13 protein-coding genes are annotated in these 18,134 nt (G+C 31.5%); 5 read left to right on the top strand and 8 right to left on the bottom strand.

Annotation, left to right across the window (positions count from 1 at the left end; translation table 11 throughout):
* Nucleotides 1-37: 37 nt before the first annotated feature.
* Nucleotides 38-700 (bottom strand): 3'-5' exonuclease, encoded by a 663-nt coding sequence (locus GN138_RS02675; RefSeq protein ID WP_157361864.1) that lies wholly within the window; start codon nucleotides 698-700, stop codon nucleotides 38-40.
* A gap of 1 nt (nucleotide 701) precedes the next feature.
* A complete protein-coding gene (locus GN138_RS02670; protein WP_157361862.1) occupies nucleotides 702-2,576 on the bottom strand; it encodes a DUF294 nucleotidyltransferase-like domain-containing protein in 1,875 nt (624 codons plus the stop codon).
* A 211-nt stretch (nucleotides 2,577-2,787) separates the two neighbouring features.
* Here GN138_RS02670 and GN138_RS02665 point away from each other — a divergent pair, with 211 nt between their 5' ends.
* Entirely contained in the window at nucleotides 2,788-5,382 is a 2,595-nt protein-coding gene (locus tag GN138_RS02665) for a zinc-dependent metalloprotease (RefSeq protein ID WP_157361860.1), read from the top strand.
* 89 nt (nucleotides 5,383-5,471) lie between these two features.
* Here the strand turns inward: GN138_RS02665 and GN138_RS02660 are convergent, their stop codons facing one another.
* From GN138_RS02660 to prfB, 4 genes are all read right to left on the bottom strand, one after another.
* On the bottom strand, nucleotides 5,472-8,033 hold the full coding sequence (locus GN138_RS02660; RefSeq protein ID WP_157361858.1) for a TonB-dependent receptor domain-containing protein: 2,562 nt from the start codon (nucleotides 8,031-8,033) through the stop codon (nucleotides 5,472-5,474).
* A gap of 126 nt (nucleotides 8,034-8,159) precedes the next feature.
* Nucleotides 8,160-8,618, bottom strand: coding sequence for a hypothetical protein (locus GN138_RS02655; RefSeq protein WP_157361856.1), 459 nt, complete (start codon nucleotides 8,616-8,618; stop codon nucleotides 8,160-8,162).
* A gap of 11 nt (nucleotides 8,619-8,629) precedes the next feature.
* Complete coding sequence (gene arsC / locus GN138_RS02650) at nucleotides 8,630-8,971, bottom strand: arsenate reductase (glutaredoxin) (protein ID WP_157361854.1); 342 nt, start codon at nucleotides 8,969-8,971, stop codon at nucleotides 8,630-8,632.
* 44 nt (nucleotides 8,972-9,015) lie between these two features.
* A protein-coding gene (gene prfB / locus GN138_RS02645; protein WP_157361852.1) for a peptide chain release factor 2 occupies nucleotides 9,016-10,120 on the bottom strand; the annotation gives its coding sequence in 2 pieces (ribosomal slippage) (nucleotides 9,016-10,056 and nucleotides 10,058-10,120; 1,104 coding nt in all).
* A gap of 341 nt (nucleotides 10,121-10,461) precedes the next feature.
* On the opposite strand from prfB, the gene GN138_RS02640 reads away from it, so the two are divergent.
* On the top strand, nucleotides 10,462-11,601 hold the full coding sequence (locus tag GN138_RS02640; RefSeq protein WP_157361850.1) for an ATP-grasp domain-containing protein: 1,140 nt from the start codon (nucleotides 10,462-10,464) through the stop codon (nucleotides 11,599-11,601).
* Nucleotides 11,602-11,771: 170 nt separating this feature from the next.
* Here GN138_RS02640 and GN138_RS02635 read toward each other — a convergent pair whose 3' ends face one another.
* Entirely contained in the window at nucleotides 11,772-12,935 is a 1,164-nt protein-coding gene (locus GN138_RS02635; protein ID WP_157361848.1) for a hypothetical protein, read from the bottom strand.
* A gap of 386 nt (nucleotides 12,936-13,321) precedes the next feature.
* Between GN138_RS02635 and GN138_RS02630 the strand changes: the two genes are divergently transcribed.
* Complete coding sequence (locus GN138_RS02630; protein ID WP_157361845.1) at nucleotides 13,322-14,338, top strand: threonine aldolase family protein; 1,017 nt, start codon at nucleotides 13,322-13,324, stop codon at nucleotides 14,336-14,338.
* 84 nt (nucleotides 14,339-14,422) lie between these two features.
* Here GN138_RS02630 and GN138_RS02625 read toward each other — a convergent pair whose 3' ends face one another.
* Nucleotides 14,423-14,746 carry a YbaB/EbfC family nucleoid-associated protein gene (locus GN138_RS02625; protein ID WP_157361843.1) on the bottom strand — a complete coding sequence of 108 codons (324 nt, stop codon included), beginning with the start codon at nucleotides 14,744-14,746 and terminating at the stop codon, nucleotides 14,423-14,425.
* Between the two features lie 78 nt (nucleotides 14,747-14,824).
* Here GN138_RS02625 and GN138_RS02620 point away from each other — a divergent pair, with 78 nt between their 5' ends.
* Together GN138_RS02620 and GN138_RS02615 are read left to right on the top strand one after the other, a co-directional pair.
* Entirely contained in the window at nucleotides 14,825-16,888 is a 2,064-nt protein-coding gene (locus GN138_RS02620; protein WP_157361841.1) for a S9 family peptidase, read from the top strand.
* A 75-nt stretch (nucleotides 16,889-16,963) separates the two neighbouring features.
* Nucleotides 16,964-18,001: a PLP-dependent cysteine synthase family protein gene (locus GN138_RS02615; protein ID WP_157361839.1), complete on the top strand. Its 1,038-nt coding sequence runs from the start codon at nucleotides 16,964-16,966 to the stop codon at nucleotides 17,999-18,001.
* Nucleotides 18,002-18,134: the final 133 nt, after the last annotated feature.

Below are 18,134 nucleotides of genomic sequence, written 5' to 3'. Positions count from 1 at the left end.
AGTTAAAGGCACACTCTTTTGGGAGTGTGTCTTTTGTTTACAACAAACCAATCCTTTTATGCGAACGCAATAAGCTTTTTAAGGTTAAATCTTTATTTTTATTTAAAATGGCAAGTAGTTTTAAAAATAGAATGGCTGTAATGTAGGCATCACCAGAAGCTGTGTGTCTGTCGTGTAAAGGAATGTTGAATCGTTTTGAAAGTTCATCTAAACTAAAATGTTCTTTGGCTGTATCTAATTTTGTTTTTTGAAATAGATGTCCTGTATCTAATACTTTATTTTTTAGTTTGGGTAATTGCATTCTTTTTAAAGCATTATTAATCATAGTAACATCGAAAGCGGCATGATGTGCTACTAAAACAGCATCTTTTATATAATCTAAAAATTGAATGATGACTTCCTCTTCTTCAAGCTTTGATAATTGTCCGGCTTTTAATAAACCATGAATTTTTACGGTTTCAGCATTAAAATGTTCTTGAATCACATAAGATTCTAATTGGTCTGCAATTTTAATTTTAAAATTTTCAACACCAACACAACCAATGGATAAAATTCGGTCTTCTTTGGTGTTTAGTCCTGTGGTCTCCGTATCAAAAACGCAAAACCGAATAGCTTCTAATTCATTTTTTTGTTGAACTTTAAAATGAGAAAGATAATTCTGCCAAAATTGTGGATACGTTTTTCGTTTAAACCAGCTCATATTACATTAATTGAGAAAGTTTAAATCTTGTTTGAATAAGCTCTTGCACTGATTTTACGGCTTTAAAACTTTGTTTTAATTTCAGCCTATCTACTTTGCTTAGCGACTTTACATCAATAAATCGTCCGGAATCAGAATTTTGTAAACCTTGTTCTGTTCTAAACCATAACAGGTCTTTGTAGGCTTCAATACAAAATAGGTAGATGTCTTTGTTTTGTGGTTCTAATTCTACCAATTTTTTAAAACGTTCTACGGTGTTATTTGTAGATTTAATATTGTGCGAAAGAATAAGTAAACGTGCAGCATCAACTAAAGGCATCATGGAGCGTGCTTTAATATCAAATTGATTTTTATGTTCGCCATCATCTTCAACTAAAAACTGTCTAAAAAAGCTTAAAGGAGGAGGGTTTTGTAATGCGTTTCTTCCTAAATAGGTTAAAAATATATCGTGGTTTTCTATACTTTTAAAAATATTTTGAGCTAGTTTTTCAATAAGTGTTTTATTACCATATACATGTTCAAAATCGAAGAAAATGGTACAGAGCATTAAATTATCTTGGTCTGGTATTGTTATCCATCTGTTAAACTGAAGGTTCCATTCTGAAACCGATAAACACCATTTAAGATTGCTACTCATCATATTTGCAGGGCATAATTTAAAACCAACAGTAGCTAAATCGTTATTAATTTGCTTGGCTAAGTTTAGAAAATAAGTTTTAGTCGCTTCTTGTTTATCTTTAGAAACATCTTTGTAGACCAAGGCATTGTCTTGGTCTGTTAGTAACAATTGCTCTTGCCTGCCTTGACTGCCAATAGCTAGCCAAGCGAATTCAGTAGGAGGTTTTGTGTCTTGTTTATTAATCGCTGAGTCTATTATTTTTTGAGTAATAACATTGTTGATGGTTGAGATTAGTTTGGCTGCAAACTCAATAGGTAAGTCTTGTTCTAAATACCGTTTTAATAATTTTTCGGCTTTTGCTCTAATAGCTTTTAATTGCTCTGCTGTTGCACTTCGCTTTATTTCCTTAACTAAAGACGAAGCGCTGTTTTCCCTTAAAACAATAATATCATGTTCAGATAAAATGCCTGTTAATTTAGAATTGTTGGTGCCATCTTCTGTAATACACAAATGGGTTATTTGATGTTTCAACATGGCAATTTGCGCTTCGGCAACAGTGGTGTTTTTTTGGTAGGTGATTACAGGCGAAGACATAATTTTAGAAACAGATTCTGAAATTGAAAAGCGACCTGTTGCAATCTTTATTCGTAAATCTTTATCTGTTATAATTCCTATAGGTTTAGAATCTTTTTCAATGACAATAGAACCAATACGTTTGTCTGTCATTATTTGTGCAGCAGATTGAATGGTAGTTTCAATAGTGCAAGTAATTGGATTTTTAGAATAATCTACAGATTGAAGGCTTGTAAATTCTGAAGAAACTATTGATGAAGCATCAGATTCTAATTGTTTAGTGTTAGAAATAAAACTAGTCATTAAAAACCGACTAGCATCTGAATTGGTTGTAATATATTCTTCTAATAATTGTGATGAAATTGAATAGACAATACTCTCTTCAATGGCAATAGCATCTAAAATATAATTGTCTTTTCTCAGTAAAGCTCTAAGTCCAAAAATGTCACCTTCATCACATTGGTCAACTATAGTTCCTTGACTTGTGTACAATCCAATAGCACCATTTTTTACAACGTAAAAATGATTTTTAATTGCTTGGTCAATGTTGAACAATGCTTGGTCTTTTTCAAAATAGCCAACTTCTACAGCTTCAGCAATAGAAAAGAGTTGATGTCTGGTTAGCATGTTAAAAGGAGGGAAGTCCTTAAGAAAATCATATATACGTTTAGCAATAGTATTCATGTTAGTAAGTTAGCTAAAATTTAAATTGAAAAACATTAAACACATTGTAAGTTTGCTAAATTGATATATCTAAAAATACAATAGAAAATTTTGAATTTTATCCAAAGTAATAGGATTTAGAGCTCTGGCAAATCAATTAATTTAACATTTAAGAATAAAATAGTTTTATAATTATTCAATATCTTGGTGAAAATCAAATGAATAATAAGTTATGAAAATCAAAAAACGTAATGTCTTAAGACTTTTGTCTATTACTTTAGTTATGTGTGCTTTTATGGCAACAAATCACCTAGAAGCGCAAAATAAAAAGAAAAAGAAGAAGAAAAATCAAATTGAAGCATCTGCTCCAAAACCAAAATCTAAAACTAAATCGATAAAAGATCTTACAAAATCTAGCAAAAAAATAGAAGGGCTTTTTACAATGTACAGAGATACTATTACAGGTTCTTTACAAATGGTTATTACTGAAGAGCAACTAGGAAAAGAGTACATTCACTTCAATCAAGTATCTAATGGTGTAATTGACGCTGGCCGATTTAGAGGAGCTTATGGAGGTTCTAAGGTTTTTAAAGTTAAGAAATTCTATAATAAAATAGAGTTTGTATCCCAGAACACATCATTTTATTTTGATCCAGACAATGCTATTTCAAAATCTAAGGATGCAAATACTAGTGAAGGTATAATGGCTGCTGTAAAAATTGAAGCGCATGATAACAAGGAAGGTTTATATTTAATAAAGGCAGATGGTTTGTTTTTAAAAGAAACCTTCTCTCAGGTAAAACCACCACGTTTTCCAGGTGCTAGTCCAATGTCGTTTACGCTAGGTAATTTAGATAAAAATAAAACCAAAATTAATTCTATTAAAAATTATAACGATAACACTAATTTAGAAGTAGAGTATGTGTACTCCAAACCTTCAGTATTAAATGGAGGTTCTAGAGGTGTAACAGATGGTAGAAATGTTAGTATTAAAGTGTTTCATAGTTTAATTGCTATGCCAGATAATGATTATGAGATTCGTTTAGATGATCCAAGAGTTGGGTATTTTACTACGCAAGTTAATGATCAAACTGCTACAAATTCTACACCATATAAAGATTTAGTACATCGTTGGAATTTAGTAAAGAAAGATCCAAATGCTGCAATTTCAGAGCCAGTAAAGCCAATTACGTGGTGGATGGAGAACTCAACACCTGTAGAGTGGAGAGAAACTATTACACAAGGTGTATTAGAATGGAACAAGGCTTTTGAAAAAGCAGGATTTAAAAATGCCATGGTTGTAAAGTTACAACCAGATGATGCAGATTGGGATGCTGGCGATATTAATTATAATGTACTACGTTGGACGTCTTCACCAAATCCACCATTTGGCGGTTATGGTCCAAGTTTTGTAAACCCTAAAACTGGTGAAATAATTGGTGCTGATATTATGTTAGAGTATGTACATTTTACAAATAGAGTGTTCTACGATCAATTATTTGATTTAGCAAAAGCAGATGCAGAATTTGATGCCTCAGAATATTTACAGAAAAATAAAGTATTATGTTCTTTTGGACATGTAATGCACGAGAATACTATGTTTGGACAAGCAGTAGTTGAAGCTGCTGGAGGTTCTGAATTAGAAATGGAGAGAATGAAAGAAGAAGCTATGTTAGCCTTAATTATGCATGAAGTTGGCCATACCTTAGGTTTAAATCATAACATGAAAGCGAGCCAGTTATTTTCGCCGGAAGAATTAGCAAACAAAGATTTTATTGAAGGAAAATGTTTAACAGGTTCTGTGATGGATTATGCCGGAATTAATATCACTAACGATAGAACCAAACAAGGACAATATTATGACACTTCTGTAGGACCTTATGATGTTTGGGCAATACAATTTGGATATACACCATTTAAATCTGAAGATGAAAAAGTAGCTTTACTCAATAGAAGTACAGAACCACAACTAATTTTTGGAAACGATGCTGATGATATGCGTGCTCCAGGAAAAGCAATCGACCCAAGGGTAATGATTGGTGATTTATCTAATGATCAAATAGGATACTCTATTGATAGAATAAAGTTAGTAGATAGTATGATGCAAGTTGTAAAATCTAAATTTTCAAAAGAAGGAGAATCTTATCAAGAATTAAGGAGAGCATATTATATTTTAAGTGGTCAACGAGCAACTGCTGTTAATGTAATTTCTAGGTTTATTGGTGGTGTTTATGTGGATCGTGCTATGGTTGGGCAAGAAGGCGGTACACAACCATTTACTCCTGTAAGTTTAGAGGATCAAAAACGCGCCATGGATGCTTTAAAAAAATATGCCTTTGCACCAGAAGCCTTTAGTGCACCAAATGATTTATATAATGATTTAGCAATGCAAAGACGTGGATATGGATTTATGAGAGGACCAGAAGATCCAAAAATTCATAATCAGGTTTTAACATATCAGCGTAATGTGTTAAGACATTTATTACATAGAAATACGTTACAGAGAATAACAGATAGTGAATTGTATGGTAATGATTATAGCTTGTCTAAATTTATGACCGATTTAAATTCGTCTATTTTTAAAGCTGATATTTTTGGAAATGTAAATTCATTTAGACAAAATTTACAATTAGCTTATACCAATATGCTAATAGATATGTTGATAGGGAAGCAAAATAGCCGTTATACCAATAATGCAAAATCAATGGCGTTGTACAATTTAAAACAAATTAGAAGTATGGCAGCTCCAAGTGGCAATGTTTCTAGTAAAGCACATAAGCAGCATTTACGTATGTTAATAGATAATGCTTTAAAGGAAGTGAAATAAAATAAGTTCTATTTTATATAAAATGTAAAAGGCACAAAATGTAGAAAATTACGTTTTGTGCCTTTTTAAATTACTAATGTATTAAAGATTTATCCTTCAAATTCCATATCGTCATCGCCATTTCCTCGGTTTCTAGAATTTTTTTCGCGCTTATTTAATTGCTGATTAAATCTATAGGTAAATGAAAGATTTATTTGTCGTTGTCTCCATTGAAATTCGTTATAACGCTCAAAGAAATCTGTTGTAGTAGTGGCTTTATATTTTCTAGAGTTAAATAAATCTCTAACGTTTAAAGCTAGCGTCCCTTTTTTATTAAAAATTTCTTTACTAAAAGCTAAGTCTAAAGAAAAGATACCCTCTGCATCTGTTTGCGCATCTTGACTAGGACCTCTATAAAAAGCACTAGTTTGCCAATCTATAGCAAATGGTAATGTTACTTTAGAACTAAAACGACCAAACCAACTTGTGTTTTTTGAACTGTAGTCTACATCGTTAAACTCACCTTCCGTTTCAAATTGAAAGAAATTAAAACTAGAGTTTAATCTTAACCATTTAGCTGGTGTGTACATTAAACCTAATTCTACACCTGTACGGTCGTTAGAGGATAAGTTAATTGGTATGGTTCTAATAATGTCTATACCATCGGTAGTTTGTTGCCCTGTGTTTTCTTGAACACGCTCAAAAGAGTCTGTTTCGTGCTGGTAATAAATAGATGAGGTTAAGGTAAATTTTTCCCAACGTTTTAAATAACCTAGGTCAAATGTACTAGAAAATGCAGGATCTAAATTGGGGTTTCCTTGCCAAATGTTTGTTCTACTAGAACGTGAAGGAAACGGATTAATATAACGTCCTCGAGGTCTATTTATTCTTCTGTTAAAGCCAAGTGTTATACTTTCTTCAATGTCTGAATCTTCTTTATTAAGGTTGTAAATTAAATTAACTGTAGGAAATAAGCCGAGATAATTTTTATCAAAATCTGTTTCAATTGGGAAACCGAAATAATCGTTTAATTCTTCTTCTGTTAATCTAGAATCTATTTCACCTTTTAATTGCGTGTTTTCTAATCTCAACCCTAGCAAGAATGAAAACTTACCAAACTTGGTTCCGTATTGAGTGTAAACGGCATTCACGTTTTCATCGTAGTCAAAAATGTTTGAAACAAATTCGTTTAATTCTAACACACCTGTATCTAAATCTTCTTGGTCTAGTTCATAATCTGTAATACTATTTTTAAAATTTCCACGATAGCCCGCTTCAAATCTAGAACCTTTTCCTAATGGTAAAACATAATCTGCTTGTATTAAATACTCTTTCTGATCTTCATCTGTTGTTTCTTGTTCAATCTGAAAAGCTTCTGCATCAGTATCATTTGTAAATAAGTAATCTTCGTTTAAATAAGTATATGCTTCTTCTTTATCTTTTTCAAATTGAAAATCTACTGTAAGTTTATGGTCTGTATCTTTTCCAAACTGCTTAGCATAGTTAACAGCTACTTGGTAGCCATCACTTTTTTCTGTTTCTCGTTCTCTTCTTAGAGTTTCTTCAATAATAGTATTGCTGTTATCAAATCTTTCACTATTATTTAAACCAACATCTGCATCTGTACCAAAATTATAAAAGAAACTACCTGTAATAGAAGAGGTTTTACTTAAAAAATATTCCATACCAATATTGGTATTGTAGTTTCTTCTAATACGGTCTACATCTTGGTTTTCTAAAATTCTTCTGTATTCTGGTTCTGAAATTGAACCATCATCTTCTACAGTGTCAAAATAATTAACATCTATTAAAGAAGTTCTAGGAGCATTAAAATATCGCCAACCAAAATTAGAAAAGAGGTTGTATTTTTCTTTTCTGTAATTTAATGCAGCGGAAACGCCAACATTGTCTGGGTTACCTGCAGTAAGTGTAACTGAGCCGTTAAAACCTAAAGTTTCCTTTTGTCTTAATATTATATTTAGAATACCTGCAGTTCCTTCTGCATCGTATCTAGCGGAAGGCGATGTGATGACTTCAACACGTTCAATTGCATCGGCAGGTAATTGACTTAGTACATTACTATCTCCAAAACCAGCCATTGCAGATGGTTTACCGTTAATTAAAATACGAACGTTTTCGTTACCTCTAAGGCTAATGGCACCTTCTACGTCTACAGTAACAGACGGTACATTGTTTAAAGCATCACTTACTGTTCCTCCTGCTGTGGTTAAATCTTTACCAATGTTATAAACTTTTTTGTCTAGTTTAATTTCTACAGTAGTACGTTCTGCAACCACCATAACTTCATCTAAGGATTCTTCATCTAAAGCGAGTTTTATGGTGCCTAAATTGGTGTTTTTAGAGTAATTTTTATTTGGGAATGTTTTTGTTTGATAAGAAATATATTCTACAGATACAACGTAATCACCAACAGGTACTTCTACTTTAAATTTTCCTTTAGCGTCTGTTATGCCTCCTGTAACTATATTATTATTATTATTATTATTATTATTATTATTATTATTAGATTTTATAACAACAGTTGCATATTCTAATGGAACGTTGGAGCCTTCTTCTATTATAGTTCCTTCAATTTTTATGTCCTTTTGAGCATGAGAGGCAAAAGACAATGTAAAAATGAATAATAGAGTAGCGTAAAAGTTTAATTTCATTACAATTTTTTAAAGGTTAGTATTGATATAGGACTAGCAAAAATACCTTTAGTTCAATCGTAAATGGTTAATCTTTTGTTAAAGCAATGTGTTAAAAAAGTCTGTATGAATTCTAATTTTAAAAAATTAGTCCTCGTCCTTTTTTTTCTTCTTTTTTTTACGCTTTTCTTTTATCACTTCTTTTTCGTCAAATTTACCTTTAATCATTTCTTTGATCTTAGCCATATCAGCATCAGAAATTAATTCTTCTAAATCTTTAAAATGATTGTTTTCAAGATTTTCAATAGCATTTTTTCTGTCTATACTATGGTCGTATTTTACTTTAAAAAGTGCCACTTTGGCTTCAAAAAAACTATTAATGTTTTGCTTAATAATATGCTTTTGAAATTCGTCTGCTTCTAATGTGGTTAAGAAATTATTAATAAATTCTTCTTTGCGCTCTTCCATTTCGCGCGCACGTTTTTCTAATTGTTCTTCTGTTGGTTCACTACTTGCTTGAGGAATTCTATTAGAGTTTCTGCGCATTTGTGCATTTGTACTTAAAGCAAATAGTACCATAAATAATAGTAAAGTAGTCTTTTTCATTTTTTATTGTATTAAATGATTTCGGTGATTGATTCTGGCGGTCTGCCAACAACAGCTTTATCTTCATTAACCACAATTGGTCTTTCAATTAATTTAGGATGGTTAACCATAGCTTCAATAATGTTTTTGTCTGAAAGGATTTTTCCTTTAAAATCGGATTTCCAAATGGCTTCATTTTTACGAACTATGTCTATTGGTTTAACACCTAATTTTGAAATAATAGATTCTAATTCTATAACACTTAATGGTTGTTCTAGATATTTTATTGTTTCAAATTCTTTGCCTGAATCTTCTATAATTGCTAGACCTTGTCTAGATTTTGAACATCTTGGGTTATGGTATATTTTAATCATATTTATTTACAGAATAAGCGATAACTTTATTTTGTTAATTACAATTATAATGCCGAATCTTCTTTTTGACCCATCATCATTAAATAAGCTTTTAAAAAAGGTTCTATGTCCCCGTCCATTACGGCATCTACGTTTCCTGTTTCGTGTGCCGAGCGCACGTCTTTTACTAATTTATAAGGATGCATAACATAGTTTCTTATTTGGCTTCCCCATTCAATTTTCATTTTACTAGCTTCAATATCATCGCGTTGCGCCATTTGCTTCTGTAATTCAATTTCGTATAATTGAGATCTTAACATTTGCATTGCTCTAGTTCTATTATCGTGTTGAGAACGTGTTTCTGAACATTGAATTTGTATGCCAGAGGGTTTGTGTAATAACTGAACTTTTGTTTCAACTTTATTGACATTTTGACCTCCAGCACCACTAGATCTAGCTGTTGTTATTTCAATATCTGAAGGATTAATATCTATTTCAATAGAATCGTCTACTAACGGATAAACATATACTGAAGCAAAGCTAGTGTGGCGTTTTGCATTACTATCAAAAGGAGAAATACGCACTAAACGATGTACACCGTTTTCACCTTTAAGCCAGCCAAAAGCATAGTTGCCTTCAATCTCTAACGTTACAGTTTTTATGCCTGCAACATCGCCTTCTTGCATGTTGAGTTCTCTAACTTTAAATCCGCTTTTTTCTGCATACATTAAATACATACGCATTAGCATACTTGCCCAATCGCAAGACTCTGTTCCGCCCGCACCTGCAGTAATTTGTAAAACGGCACTTAAACTATCGCCTTCTTCAGAAAGCATATTTTTAAATTCTAGTTTTTCAATGGCATTTACAGCAGCTTCAAAACGGTTTACAACGTTCTCCATAGGAGCTTCGTCTTCTTTGTAAAATTCGTATATAACTTCTAAATCTTCAAAAAGCGATTTAGCATCGTTATAATCGTTAACCCAACTTTTTTTCTCTCTAATGGATTTCATTACCAATTCTGCAGCTTTAGAATCGTTCCAGAAATTAGGGTCGAAGGTTTGCTCTTCTTCGTTAGATATTTCTATGAGCTTAGCATCTAAGTCAAAGATATTGTCTAAGTATGTCTAGACGGGAATTAAGATCTTTAATTTGATCTGATGTAATCATATATTTTGTTGTTTCTACAAATATATGCAGTGGATTTAAAGTGCCATAATTTTGAATTGTTTTTTTAATGAATTCTATATGGTAAAATTGGAAATAATTAGGTGGATACGTGACATAGCAATACCATTTCTTAAAGAATAGGCTAATTACGTCTTTTAAAATTTGAGTAAAATTGTAAATGTTTTTTTGATTTACTCAGTAACAATTTGCTAGTGTTTTTATTTAAGATAACAGGTTAATTATAGTTGATTAACCGAGGATATTGTTGTTATATCGTATATTAATGGGCATTGAGGTTTTAGTGATTAATTTTAATTTTCTTTGCAATAAATTACTAATAAATGAATGAAGGTTTAGAGAACTTTTCAATTTTAATACCTGATAGTGACGACCAAAAAGTTTTAGCATATCAAGTAGTAAATTGTCTATCCTTTTATAAAGCTATTAAGATTTATATTATGTCTTCTAACAAGAATAGTCATTTACGATATTCTAGAAGAATTAAACATTTTTCCTATTATCCTAATGGAAGTACCGCAACATGGATAAGTAATATTAATAAAGAAGTTGAAAGACATAAGATTGATCTTATTATGCCCATTTTTGATGGTGGTATTGCGCGTATTATTAAAAACAAAAGCTTACTGAAAGACGCATGTAAAGTTTGTGTTTTACCTTCAAATGAAAATTATTTTACCGCTATTGATAAAGGTCTTTTATATCGATTTTTAAAGATTAATAATCTTCCCTGTCCTGAAAGTGAAATTACTAAGCCTAATGAGCTTCCTAATTTTAATAACTTAAAATTTCCAATAATAGCTAAACCCGTTAATGGCTATAGTGGCGGTAACCAAATTAAAATATTAAAGAACCCAGAGGAAGTTGAAAATTATAACAAATTAATTAAATATAATTGTAACGTTATTTATCAAAATTATGTCAATGGCTACGATTTATGTTGTAATGTTCTTTGCGATAAGGGAGAAATAAAAGCGTATTCAGTTCAAAGTACTGAGAAAATTGAACATCAAGATTTAGAACCTCAAACAGGATTTAAATTTGTTGATAATACTCAATTATTAGAGATTATTAAAAAAGTAATGAAGGGTTTAGAATGGTCTGGTGTAGCAAATATAGATTGCAGATATGATAAGGATGATAACAGTTTTAAAATAATAGAAATAAATAGTAGGTATTGGATGAATATTGACGCATCTTCTATGGCGCAAGTTAACTTTCCATATTTGCATTGCTTATTAACATTAAACAAACTATTTGATTATAAAAAGGCTAAAGAAATTTCTTATGTTAATTTAAGAGGTTTAGCGCGCCTAGTTTCAAATAAACCTGCGACGTTATTAAAAGTAAAATACATTCTACATAGTACACCTTTGAAATTTGTTTTCAAGGATCCTATACCAATGCTCTTTATTTACGCTTGGAGAACAAAAAAGTTATTAAAAGCCAAGTTTAAGAATTAATTGAATCAATATTTTTAATTAGTAAAGCGTTCTGTTAAGCTATAAGATAGATATTTATAAAATATTATATCCCAAGTATTAAAGGATAAAAGTCAAATTTTTTATTATTTAAGAATAAAAAAAGAGGTACTGTAAGCACCTCTTTTTAAAATTATATTTATTAGTATTGACTACCACCAGTAGCAATAGTTATGTGGTGGTACATAATCGCATAATTCACCACCTAAAGAACTTTGTCCTTCAACTACTTCTAGAACTCCTCTCTTGTAGCCAGGTCCAATGTTTAAGTTACAGTTTGTTTTAATTTTAGTGTAATAGCAGTTACCTACATAAACATATAAGTATTTGCCAAAAGTACCATTACTGTTAACTCCGCTTACAGCAATTTCATCGTTAAGACCTACAACGCTATCAAATACTTTTACAGCATAACAAGTATTTTCGTAACGCTGGTATACTCTAACTCTGTAGTCGTTATGCCAATCCCATTTTAAAGTTAAATCAGTTACTTTACCTAAACAATCATCACATTCTTCAACAGGAGCAGCAGGTAAGTCTTTTGTTATTAAAATTGATTGAACGTCATCTGGATTTGCAGGAATTAAAAGTAATCCTAATTTTTCGCCACAAGATGGTGTATATCCTTCACCGTTTGCAACAGCCAAGTCGTAGATATCATCACCTAATGCATCATCAATATAGTTTACCCAATCACCAGGAGTTGGCGTTAAATAATCTGTAAAATCATTGTAAAATGGCCCCTCAATTAATTTCCAAATTGCATATTGTACGTGTCCGTATGTGTAAACAGATTCATCACTGATATCGATATTGTTAAGAATCCAGTTAACTTTATCGAAATTTTGTGGATTAGTGTAAACATTTTCAAAAGTACCACCAGCTAAAATAGCGTCGTCGTAGCTAGAAATAACACTAAAATCTAAAAAATCGTCCTCAGCACTAAGACTTGGTAATCTATCAGAACAATATGCCTGAACAATGTCACCACCATCTAAAGATACATCAAAGTAACCATTAGTTCCTGGTTTACTAATTACTTCAATGTTTACTGTTGGATCGTATCCTGTTTCTAATAAATCAGGAGTACATGCTACTACAGATTTCTGAATAAACTCTTCGTTGCGTACACTTAGTAATTCACTTTTATCAGTAAATACTAATTCATCTTTTTCTAAAAGTCCATCAGAGACAACATTGCCATCTCTAAAATTTAATTCAACTTGCTGATTTTGTGACTCGTCTATAGACTCATCTTGACACGATGTAAAACCGATTAGTACAGAAAGTAAAATTAATTTTGATAATTTTCTCATTTTCAATTGTATTAAGTAATATATGATTAATAGTTAGACGAAATTATCTTAACATAAAGTTATGTTAAAAAAAAACTGTTGAGAACTCTAAAATTTCAGTTAAATAGAAAAGTGGTGTTTATTTTATCGATGAAATAACTATATATGGCTACAACAGACTTTAATCTTCGATAAACTGTTTTTATTTCAGAACCATATAAGTTTGATATTTATTAATTACATATTTAATGATGGTTTTTTTTGATAAATAATTCAATTTAGATATATAATAATACTATTAATGTAAGTTTTGTTGATTTTGCATATTGAGTAGAATTTTTAATATAGGTGAAATATAACTTATGAAATAAAACTATTTTTGCTAATATTTAATAGAATTTGCTGAAATGATTATAGATTTAAGAAGCGATACAGTTACAAAACCAACAAAACGCATGTTAGAAGCTATGATGTCTGCACGTGTGGGTGATGATGTTTTTAGAGAAGACCCAACTGTAAATGAGTTAGAGGAACGATTGGCTAAAATGTTTGGAAAGGAAAAGGCTTTGTTTTTTCCATCAGGAAGTATGGCAAATCAAATTGCCATAAAATTACACACCAATCCTGGCGAACAAGTAATTTGTGATAAATACGCACATATCTATAATTATGAAGTTGGAGGTGTGGCTTTTCACAGTGCAGCCTCTTGTAAATTAATAGATGGTAACAGAGGTATGTTTACTGCGGAACAAGTTATAGAAGCTATTAATCCACCAGAATATTATTATAGTCAATCTAGTTTAGTAGAAGTAGAAAATACAACCAATAAAGGAGGAGGAGCCTGTTGGGATTTTAAAGAATTTGAAAACATAAAGAAAGTCTGCAAAGCCAATAATTTAGGTTTTCATATTGATGGTGCAAGAATCTGGAATGCTATGGTAGCTAAAAATGAAACCACGTTGCAATACGGAAATGTTTTCGATACAATTTCGGTATGTTTAAGCAAAGGTTTAGGTTGCCCTGTGGGTTCTGTTTTAATAGGAGACGAGGACATTATGAAACAATCCTTAAGCTTGAGAAAACTATTTGGTGGCAATATGAGACAAATAGGTTATTTAGCAACAGCTGGTTTGTATGCTTTAGATAACAACATAGAACGCCTTGCAGACGATCATAAGCGTGCCAAGGAAATAGGAGAGGTTCTATCTAAATTGCAGATTATTAAAAAAATAGAACCCATTGAAACTAACATCGTTATTTTTGAATTAAACGATGATGTGGATGAAACACAATTCCTAAATAATCTAAACGAAAAGAATATTAGAATTATAGGCATGGGAAGCAATAAGCTTCGCATGGTCACACATTTGGATTATACAGACCAAATGCATGACAAGTTAATGGGAGTTTTAAAATCCTTATAAATAATGTATGCCTTAAAAAAAAGTTACTATTTCAACAGTATTTTTAAAGTATTGGTTTTCCCCTTTGGGGCATTAAAGGGGCTTCTACTTAAATATATCCATCCCAGGAATGCTAGGCATGCCTTCTTTGGCAACAGCAGCAACTTCAGTTTCGTGCACATTGGTAGCTTTTTCTATGGCTTTATTTAGTGTAAGAATGAGATAATCTTCAAGCATATCCTTATCTTCAAGCAACTCATCAGCAATGTCAATAGATTTAATAGTTCTATTAGCAGTAATCGTTACTTTAAGTTTATTATCGTTACTTGCTTCGTCAATTAAAACGGTGTGCAAACGTTCTTTAGTTTCTTCAACTTTTTTCTGAGCTTCTTTTAATTTGCCCATCATTCCCATCATATCTCCAAACATATATTGTGTCTTTTAAATTTTTACGCTGTAAAATTAGTAAATTGCGCGACTTTTTAGATTAAAATTTTCTTAAAACAAATGACAAAAATTTCAGATTTAAAACCACCAATTGCCAAAAAGATTCCGCATCAATTAGAAAAGCATGGCGACGTGCGTGTTGATAATTATTTTTGGATGAAAGACAGAGAACATCCAGAGGTTATTGACTATTTAAATGCCGAAAATGCGTATTGCGATGGAAAAATGGCACATACCAAAGCGTTTCAGAAGGATTTGTTTGAAGAAATGAAAGCCAGAATAAAAGAAGATGATTCTTCAGTACCTTATAAATATAATGGCTATTGGTATATTACCAAGTTTGAAAAAGGAAAAGACTATCCAATTTATACACGTAAAAAAGAAAGTTTAGATAATCCTGAAGAATTATTATTTGACTGTAATAAAATGGCAGAAGGAGAATCTTATTTCAAATTAGCAGGTATAAGTATTAGTCCAGATAATAAAAAAGTCTCATACGGAATTGACAAAACAGGACGACGAAATTATACCATCCATGTAAAGGATTTAACAACTAATAAAGTAGCAGACGATAGAATAGAAGGGACTACAGGTTCTTCAAGCTGGGCAAATGATAATGCAACCTTGTTTTATACTAAAAAGGATGAGGTTACACTGCGAGCATTTCAAATTTTTAAACACCGTTTAGGAGATACATCTAAGGACAAACTTGTTTTTGAAGAAGGCGATGATACATTTGGTGCAGCCGTTTACAAATCTAAATCTAGAAAGTACATTATTATTGCTTGTTATAGTACATTAACAAACGAGTATCATATTTTAGATGCGGATAATCCTGAAGGTGAGTTTCAAGTTTTTCAACCAAGAATTAGAGGATTAGAATATAGTATTTCTCATTATAATGACCATTTCTATATTACTACTAATAAGGACAAGGCGACCAATTTTAAATTAATGAAAACTTTAATAACTAATACTACAGTTGAAAATTGGACAGAAGTTATTGCACATAGAAACGATGTTCTGCTAGAAGGCATTGATATTTTTAAAGACTATTTAGTTGTTAGTGAACGTAAAAACGGACTTAACGAAATTAGAATAAAACGTTGGGATAACACTGAAGATTACTATTTGCCTTTTAATAATGAAACGTATACAGCCTATACAGGGACAAATGTAGATTTTGATACGGAATTATTGCGTTATGGCTATAATGCTATGACAACGCCTTCTTCGGTTATTGAATTTAATATGCGTACCAAAACTAAAACCGTTTTAAAAGAACAACAGGTGTTAGATAAAAATTTTGATAAAGACAATTATGTGTCTGAACGTATTTGGGCAACAGCAGAAGATGGTACAAAAATCCCAATGTCTATTGTTTATAAAAAGGGAATTAAGAAAGATGGTACTAATCCCTTATTACAATATGCCTATGGAAGTTATGGTTCTACCGTAGATCCATACTTTTCAACTATAAGGTTAACTTTATTAGACCGTGGATTTATTTATGTGATCACACATATAAGAGGCGGTGAATATCTTGGACGAGATTGGTATGAAAACGGAAAGTTACTCAACAAGAAAAATACGTTTTCAGATTTTATAGCATGTTCAGTACATTTAATTAAAGAGCGTTATACATCTTCTAAGCACTTATATGCCATGGGAGGAAGCGCAGGTGGTTTACTAATGGGAGCAATTATTAATAAAGCGCCAGAATTATATAACGGTGTTATTGCAGCAGTACCATTTGTAGATGTCATTACAACCATGTTAGATGATTCAATTCCTTTAACAACAGGTGAGTATGACGAATGGGGAAATCCTAATGATGTTTTGTATTATAATTATATTAAGTCATATTCTCCATATGATAATGTAGAAGCTAAAGCATATCCAAATATGTTAGTAACAACGGGTTTGCACGATTCGCAAGTTCAATATTGGGAACCGGCAAAATGGGTTGCTAAACTTAGAGATATGAAAACAGACAACAATCAGTTGTATTTAAAAACTAATATGGATGCTGGTCATGGTGGTGCCTCCGGACGATTTGAAAGTTTAAAAGAAGATGCCGAAGAGTTTGCATTCTTGCTAGATTTAGAAGGAATTACCAACTAGTTTTAAAAAAAGTGTTACATTTGCGAGGTTTTAGGTGTCTAATTTATAAAACTAGGTTACTGTAAAATATTTTTTATGAAGCAAAACAAAAATGTATTTGATAATGTACTTCAACTAATAGGAAACACACCTCTTATCAAATTAAACAGAATGACTGCTGACTTTGACGGCGATTTTTACGCAAAGGTAGAGGCATTTAATCCAGGTCATTCTTCTAAAGATAGAATTGCGTTACATATTATAGAAGAAGCAGAACGTCAAGGTATTTTATCACCTGGTGATACAATTATTGAAACCACTTCTGGTAATACAGGTTTTAGTCTTGCTTTAGTTAGTATTATAAAAGGTTACGATTGTATTTTAGCTGTAAGTTCTAAATCATCTGCAGATAAAATAGACATGTTAAAATCAATGGGCGCAAAAGTTTATGTTTGTCCTGCACACGTAAAGGCAGATGATCCTCGTTCTTATTACGAAGTAGCAAAACGTCTGCACGAAGAAAATAAAGGTTCTATTTATATTAATCAGTACTTTAATCAATTAAATATTGATGCACATTACCATTCTACAGGCCCAGAAATTTGGGAACAAACCGAAGGAGAAATAACACATCTCGTAGCTTGTAGTGGAACAGGAGGAACTATTTCTGGTGTTTCAAAATACTTAAAAGAGCAAAACCCAAATGTAAAAGTAATTGGTGTTGATGCATATGGTTCTGTTTTAAAGAAATATCACGAAACACGTGAGTTTGATGATAAGGAAATTTATCCATACCGAATAGAAGGATTAGGTAAAAATCTAATACCAACTGCAACTGAATTCGATTTAATAGATAAGTTTATTAAAGTTACTGACGAGGAAAGTGCACACACTGCAAGAGAGGTTTCTAATACAGAAGGTCTATTTGTAGGTTACACAAGTGGTGCAGCAATGCAAGCTATAAAACAACTGCAAGAAGAAGGTGAATTTAAGCCATCAGATAAAATTGTGGTAATATTTCCGGATCATGGATCGCGTTATATGAGTAAAGTTTATAACGATAAATGGATGGAAGATCAAGGCTTTTTTGACAGTAAATCAGAAGTACAAGCTACCATAGAATACGTAAAGTAAAAAATGATATATATATAAAACCTATTACATTTTATGTGATAGGTTTTTTTTGTTTAAAACTTAGTTAATAGTATAAATAAATAAATTATGCAGTCATAATATTATTACCTAATTTTGCAGACACTAACATAAC

The sequence above is a fragment of the Winogradskyella endarachnes genome, from assembly GCF_009741275.1.
In the GTDB taxonomy this organism is placed as follows: domain Bacteria; phylum Bacteroidota; class Bacteroidia; order Flavobacteriales; family Flavobacteriaceae; genus Winogradskyella; species Winogradskyella endarachnes.
The sequence above is the reverse complement of the archived record's forward strand: the minus strand, read 5'-3'. Positions and strand labels throughout refer to the sequence as shown.

Bases quoted from the DNA above. Each gene is read 5' to 3' on its own strand.
- arsC (WP_157361854.1), bottom strand. From the start codon at position 8,971: ATGATTAAAATATACCATAACCCAAGATGTTCAAAATCTAGACAAGGT.
- GN138_RS02670 (WP_157361862.1), bottom strand. From the start codon at position 2,576: ATGAATACTATTGCTAAACGTATATATGATTTTCTTAAGGACTTCCCT.
- GN138_RS02635 (WP_157361848.1), bottom strand. From the start codon at position 12,935: ATGAGAAAATTATCAAAATTAATTTTACTTTCTGTACTAATCGGTTTT.
- GN138_RS02620 (WP_157361841.1), top strand. From the start codon at position 14,825: ATGACAAAAATTTCAGATTTAAAACCACCAATTGCCAAAAAGATTCCG.
- GN138_RS02675 (WP_157361864.1), bottom strand. From the start codon at position 700: ATGAGCTGGTTTAAACGAAAAACGTATCCACAATTTTGGCAGAATTAT.
- GN138_RS02660 (WP_157361858.1), bottom strand. From the start codon at position 8,033: ATGAAATTAAACTTTTACGCTACTCTATTATTCATTTTTACATTGTCT.
- GN138_RS02655 (WP_157361856.1), bottom strand. From the start codon at position 8,618: ATGAAAAAGACTACTTTACTATTATTTATGGTACTATTTGCTTTAAGT.
- GN138_RS02625 (WP_157361843.1), bottom strand. From the start codon at position 14,746: ATGTTTGGAGATATGATGGGAATGATGGGCAAATTAAAAGAAGCTCAG.
- GN138_RS02665 (WP_157361860.1), top strand. From the start codon at position 2,788: ATGAAAATCAAAAAACGTAATGTCTTAAGACTTTTGTCTATTACTTTA.
- GN138_RS02640 (WP_157361850.1), top strand. From the start codon at position 10,462: ATGAATGAAGGTTTAGAGAACTTTTCAATTTTAATACCTGATAGTGAC.
- GN138_RS02615 (WP_157361839.1), top strand. From the start codon at position 16,964: ATGAAGCAAAACAAAAATGTATTTGATAATGTACTTCAACTAATAGGA.
- GN138_RS02630 (WP_157361845.1), top strand. From the start codon at position 13,322: ATGATTATAGATTTAAGAAGCGATACAGTTACAAAACCAACAAAACGC.